This window comes from uncultured Eubacterium sp. (genome assembly GCF_937958975.1).
In the GTDB taxonomy this organism is placed as follows: Bacteria; Bacillota; Clostridia; order Lachnospirales; family Lachnospiraceae; genus Eubacterium_G.
The window spans coordinates 1-4,712 of the sequence record NZ_CALGRE010000012.1; the positions used below are offsets into that span (position 1 = coordinate 1).

The 4,712-nt window shown below is 37.5% G+C and carries 11 protein-coding genes and 1 pseudogene; 11 read left to right on the forward strand and 1 reads right to left on the reverse strand.

Annotated elements, in window-relative coordinates; all coding sequences use genetic code 11:
- Positions 1–117: pseudogene (locus Q5O86_RS01475) on the reverse strand (IS3 family transposase); the annotation flags it as partial.
- 110 nt (positions 118–227) lie between these two features.
- Here Q5O86_RS01475 and Q5O86_RS01480 point away from each other — a divergent pair.
- The 11 genes from Q5O86_RS01480 to Q5O86_RS01530 form a co-directional block, all read left to right on the forward strand.
- Positions 228–644 (forward strand): EndoU domain-containing protein, encoded by a 417-nt coding sequence (locus tag Q5O86_RS01480; protein WP_118583723.1) that lies wholly within the window; start codon positions 228–230, stop codon positions 642–644.
- A 9-nt stretch (positions 645–653) separates the two neighbouring features.
- Positions 654–1,160, forward strand: coding sequence for a hypothetical protein (locus tag Q5O86_RS01485; protein ID WP_055169686.1), 507 nt, complete (start codon positions 654–656; stop codon positions 1,158–1,160).
- 78 nt (positions 1,161–1,238) lie between these two features.
- A complete protein-coding gene (locus tag Q5O86_RS01490) occupies positions 1,239–1,481 on the forward strand; it encodes a hypothetical protein (protein WP_055169682.1) in 243 nt (80 codons plus the stop codon).
- A 7-nt stretch (positions 1,482–1,488) separates the two neighbouring features.
- Positions 1,489–1,722: a hypothetical protein gene (locus tag Q5O86_RS01495; protein ID WP_055169679.1), complete on the forward strand. Its 234-nt coding sequence runs from the start codon at positions 1,489–1,491 to the stop codon at positions 1,720–1,722.
- Between the two features lie 228 nt (positions 1,723–1,950).
- Positions 1,951–2,190, forward strand: a complete 240-nt coding sequence (locus Q5O86_RS01500; RefSeq protein ID WP_243086226.1) for a hypothetical protein — start codon at positions 1,951–1,953, stop codon at positions 2,188–2,190.
- A gap of 17 nt (positions 2,191–2,207) precedes the next feature.
- Positions 2,208–2,717, forward strand: coding sequence for a hypothetical protein (locus Q5O86_RS01505; protein WP_118583355.1), 510 nt, complete (start codon positions 2,208–2,210; stop codon positions 2,715–2,717).
- 24 nt (positions 2,718–2,741) lie between these two features.
- Positions 2,742–3,533 carry a transposase gene (locus tag Q5O86_RS01510; RefSeq protein WP_330409168.1) on the forward strand — a complete coding sequence of 264 codons (792 nt, stop codon included), beginning with the start codon at positions 2,742–2,744 and terminating at the stop codon, positions 3,531–3,533.
- A gap of 94 nt (positions 3,534–3,627) precedes the next feature.
- Positions 3,628–3,828, forward strand: coding sequence for an HNH endonuclease (locus Q5O86_RS01515; protein WP_118588416.1), 201 nt, complete (start codon positions 3,628–3,630; stop codon positions 3,826–3,828).
- A complete protein-coding gene (locus tag Q5O86_RS01520) occupies positions 3,829–4,254 on the forward strand; it encodes an SMI1/KNR4 family protein (protein ID WP_118583361.1) in 426 nt (141 codons plus the stop codon). It abuts the gene before it with no gap.
- Positions 4,255–4,342: 88 nt separating this feature from the next.
- Positions 4,343–4,585 carry a hypothetical protein gene (locus tag Q5O86_RS01525; RefSeq protein WP_178838495.1) on the forward strand — a complete coding sequence of 81 codons (243 nt, stop codon included), beginning with the start codon at positions 4,343–4,345 and terminating at the stop codon, positions 4,583–4,585.
- Positions 4,524–4,712: hypothetical protein (locus Q5O86_RS01530; RefSeq protein WP_302625385.1), on the forward strand; the 189-nt coding region annotated here is incomplete at its 3' end. The genes Q5O86_RS01525 and Q5O86_RS01530, both read left to right, overlap by 62 nt.

The window sequence follows — 4,712 nt, forward strand, 5'->3', positions numbered from 1 at the left end:
TCGTTTTGAATTATAGTATCCTTCTATGTATTCAAATATGGACAGTTGTAACTCCTGTAGAGAATGATAGCATTTACGGTTGGTTTCCTCTTTCTTTAGATATTTGAAAAAGTATTCGTAACAGGTATTGTGGCTGGAGTTTCCCTGCGTGGAACAGTAGAAAAGCGGGAGAAGGAATCGGTGTACCTGAAACTGGACATTGACGGAGCAGACGGGAAAGCGCAGCCTTGAAGCAGCCATACCTTCCGGGGCAGTATACTGAATATCCGGCAGCGGTGCAGGGATGGGCACAGCAGGCTTTGCCGGGAGGGAGAAATGCTGCAGATGTAATACAATTATCTAAAAATAGTATTCAACATATTAAGAAGCATACATTTGAGGGAATGTCAGAACAAGCAAAGTATTTAACTGACGAACAGTTAGCCGACAAATTAGCTAATACACCATTTTTTAATAAAAACTGGTCTCAGGATGAAGTTGTAAAGTATACACAAGAGGCATACAATACATTACGAAGTCAAGCTAAAACTGGTATACATTCAGTAGAGATAAATGGAGAAATTATAAATGTTTTTATAAAGGATGACGGAACATTTGATACTGCGTATGGTGTATATCAGTATACGGTAGACGATTTTAGATAGGAGATACATATGTTTGAATTATATTACAGAGTAGTTCATAGTGAGTATGATGATTTTGTAGGGCAAAATGGTTTTTTTCAAATTAAGTGTAATGAGTGTAAATATGGAGAAATATATCCTAAAGAGCTGGAAACAGTTATGGATAAAGTTTCACTATATGATTGGTTTGAAAGGTTGGCAAGGGTTATTAAATATTTGTCATTAAAAGATTATGTTGCGCTTAGTGATGTTGAATCATATAATACATGGATTGAATTTAGAAAAACAAATGAAGAAGTAATGGTAAGCATTGTAAAGGCAGAGAAGGAAGAAGGTTCTCATGATATTGAGTTCAACCTGAAAGAGCCTATTGCAGGAGAATGGGAAAAACAAGTGATTCGTTACAGTCAACTAAAAACTGAGATAATTGAAAAGTTAGGAGAATATGTAGAGTTTATTACAATTAGTAACACGGAGCATCCAGAGATTGAAAAAATAGACGAGCTCCTTAAAGGTTTTCAAAAATGTGACTTTTAAGAAATAGCAAGCTTTTTATGTCTATAGAGCCTGCCGACTTGCAACTATTTAAATATTACCGCAGTTGCAGATTTTTTTATGGAAATAAAGCCGGGAGAGCACGGAAAAGTGACGCTCCGGGGGTATCTGGCGGGAATGCCGGACATCAGAAGGCTGCAGGAGGAAGCGGTCAGGATTACGGTACAGGAGGACGGTGACAACCGTGAGCAGGTATTGTTCCGGGGGATTATCCAGAGTGTGCACACGTTTGTGGAGAACGGGGTGTGCCAGGTAATGTGTCCGGCAGCGGGCTTTCCGTGGAAACAGGAGTCCCGGTCATAGCGAGTTGATGAAAGAGAGCAATCATACTATTGATAAAAAAGTACAGAAATTGTTAGCTTTATTACTTGGAATCTATCAAAAAGGTGTGGTCAAGGAAGTTATTTTGGGATATGAGCCTGCAGATGATGATATGATGATATTAAGGGTAGCCCGAAAACAAATAGAAATGTTAAACGAGAATGTTTTTAATTCTCGGTGGGCATGTAGTGTTTATAATTTTGCAAAACATATGAAACTTTAGGGGTTGCGAGAGAGGGGGCTGGGTATTACTACCGCACAACTTGAAGCATCAGCCGGAGCGCTGACCGCCGGGGCAGTATACCGAATATCCGGTAGCGGCGCAGGGCTTGGCACAGCAGGCTTTGCTGGGAGGGGGAAGTGGTATTGAGAGTGGTAGAACAACTATACCATCGCAACAACAGATGCAAGAACTGGTAATTATTATTATGGAATGAACAGAGGTGTACAGTTGAGTGGAGATACGCTTAATTTATCGCTAGAATCATGGTTGCCAGAAAGTTCTTTGAATCAATATCGATTAGGTAATTGTGCTGAAGTGGATGCTGTAAATCAAGCATTGAATTCGGGAGCAAATGCTTCTGATTTATATTTGTATACTATTAATACTAAAAACAATGTATCAAAACCGGTGTGCGAAAATTGTATATATATATTTGGTGATAGAGTTGCAGATGTGTTTTCTCATTAATTGGAAGGAAGAGGTAAATGGAAGAATTAAAAAATATATCAATTAGAGGCAGAATGGCATATTTAATAAGCTCATTTGAAAACGTATTGTTGCATTATAACTGCAATAAAGAAGAATGGAGGTGGCTGTTAGAAAAATTATGGTCATATACGAAGATTCAATACATTGATGATTGGATGTACGAACTTGCGGAATATATGCCTAATAGTATATTAGAAGATACTATGGAGGATGCGGAATATATTACAGAAGAAGAATTCAAATATCTGCATAGATTGTATAGCAACTCTAATCAAGAAATACATTTGTTTTTAAAAATAATATTCGAATGTGGAACATGTGAACTATATTCTAAATTATGTGATTATAGTATCAATACATTAAAAAAAATAGAGCAAGCAGTTGATATTATGAAAAAAAATAATGTTGATTTAGTTGATATTAAGCCTTTTGAGAAATATTCGTTTAATGAGTGTAGTGGATGGGGAAATTGTTTCGAGAATAACAAATTATCAAAATTTATTTAATTATGTCTCCACATAAGGACACCCATTACCGAAAACCTTATTGACAAGGGGTATCTGGTTAAGGACGTAAATACTGCTATTTCTCATCGTCAGGCAAAGCACCGTGGTGCCATGTATCGCAAGAGCGATAGCGACGATGCAGAAGCTATTGCACTTGCAACTCTAAATATGCTTGATAAACTTCCGGATGCCTGCCCTAATGATGCATACTGGTCACTTGGTCAGCTGGTGCATCGCAGGGATAACATCATGAAGCAGAGAACCAGACTGGTTAATCAGTTGCACGAGCAGCTGTGTATTGCATATCCGTCTTACAAGTCATTTTTTAATGACATCAGCAGACCTACTGCACTGTATTTCTGGGAGCATTACCCATCCAAAAAGTATCTAAAAGGTAAGTCTGTGGAAGATTTGCGAGCGGAACTTGTTCCTGTCAGCCACAATAAATGCTCCACCAAGACCTGCGAGAAAATCTTGGATGCGGTAGCCAGTGATAAGGTGAAAAACAATGCTTATCAAGATGCAAGGGATATGGTGACTCTTAGCATAGTCAGTGATTTACAGCACTATGACAGCCAACTGACAGAGGTAGACAAGATGCTGGAACAGATGTATAAGATGCTTGGCTGCACACTTACAACCATTCCCGGTGTAAATGTCATCACAGCAGTGAAGATTCTTGCTGAAATCGGTGATATCAAACGTTTCGCTAATGCTAATAAACTGGCACAGTTCGCCGGGATTGCACCACTTCATTTATCCTCCAGTGGTAAGGGGAAGGATGTAGCTACCAAGCAGGGAAACAGACGACTGTAGGCCAATTAATCAGTATCATTTATGGAATGTTAAAGAACGGTACGGAGTACCGCATGCCGGTAGTGGAAAATGCTGGCGGAAAGTTGTAGAGCAAATGTCAAATCAAGCAATGGGATTATTAGAAACACCAGATGGTTATGTGTGGCATCATTTGGATGATTATAATGTTGAAAAAAATACAATTACAATGGAATTAGTAATGGATGAAGCACATAATGCATCGAAACCACATTCGGGAGGTTGTGCACAGTATGATAGTGTTAACGGACCGACATATAACAAGAAAAGGAGATAGATGTACGGATTTGTAAAAGAAAAAAGTGAAAACACCCATATTTCAAGTTGTGAGGTATTGGAAATTGAGAATAAGTATAATATTAATTTTCCGACAATGCTTAAAGAATATTATTTACAACATAATGGTGATAAGATTAGATTATGTATTTTTACAGTTGATGAAGAAGAATTTGGGGTAGCAAAGATTGTTGAATTAAAATATGGAAACTGTAGTTTTGAAAAAATAGTAAAAAATGACAGAGAAGATGGAATTATAGATAAGCATCTATATCCATTGGCAAGAAATGAAGGTGGTGATTATTTTTATTGGGATGTAAGAGATGAAAATGTATATATGATATATTGTGATGATGTGGAGAATCCAGTTTGGGTATGTGATTCTATTAAAGCATTTTTTGACTTAATGGAAAATAATCAAACATAAATGATTGGCTATATAATTTTTTGTTAGATTCATTAGATGGTGAACAAATAGAGGTGAGCAAAGAAATGCTTTCAAAGCGGATTATATTTTGAAGCTGGAAAAACGAGAGGAGGAAAAAGCAAAAAAAGAAGCAGGGCAGGGAGAAAATATACCGGATAATCTGATTACATGGGTATTTCAGGATGACTTTATTCCCAGAGGAAAAATCACTAAGGATGGGAATTACAGTATTATAAGTGACTATCTGGGAACTCCAGTGGAAGCCTATGATGAAGAGGGAAAGAAATCTGGATATCTATGGGAGTGTAAAAACGGAGGAAGCATTAGGTGAAAAGAATTTAATTCCATTCCGTTTTCAGGGACAGTATGAGGATGAAGAGACGGGATTGAAGAGAGGAAGACCATATTCAAATGCTGTTTCGTCTAAAGAGGTATTAGTTGAAGGAAGAGTACCTGCA

Coding starts and splice junctions, on each gene's coding strand:
- Q5O86_RS01520 (WP_118583361.1), top strand. CDS start 3,829: ATGTACGGATTTGTAAAAGAAAAAAGTGAAAACACCCATATTTCAAGT.
- Q5O86_RS01495 (WP_055169679.1), top strand. CDS start 1,489: ATGAAAGAGAGCAATCATACTATTGATAAAAAAGTACAGAAATTGTTA.
- Q5O86_RS01490 (WP_055169682.1), top strand. CDS start 1,239: ATGGAAATAAAGCCGGGAGAGCACGGAAAAGTGACGCTCCGGGGGTAT.
- Q5O86_RS01515 (WP_118588416.1), top strand. CDS start 3,628: ATGTCAAATCAAGCAATGGGATTATTAGAAACACCAGATGGTTATGTG.
- Q5O86_RS01485 (WP_055169686.1), top strand. CDS start 654: ATGTTTGAATTATATTACAGAGTAGTTCATAGTGAGTATGATGATTTT.
- Q5O86_RS01505 (WP_118583355.1), top strand. CDS start 2,208: ATGGAAGAATTAAAAAATATATCAATTAGAGGCAGAATGGCATATTTA.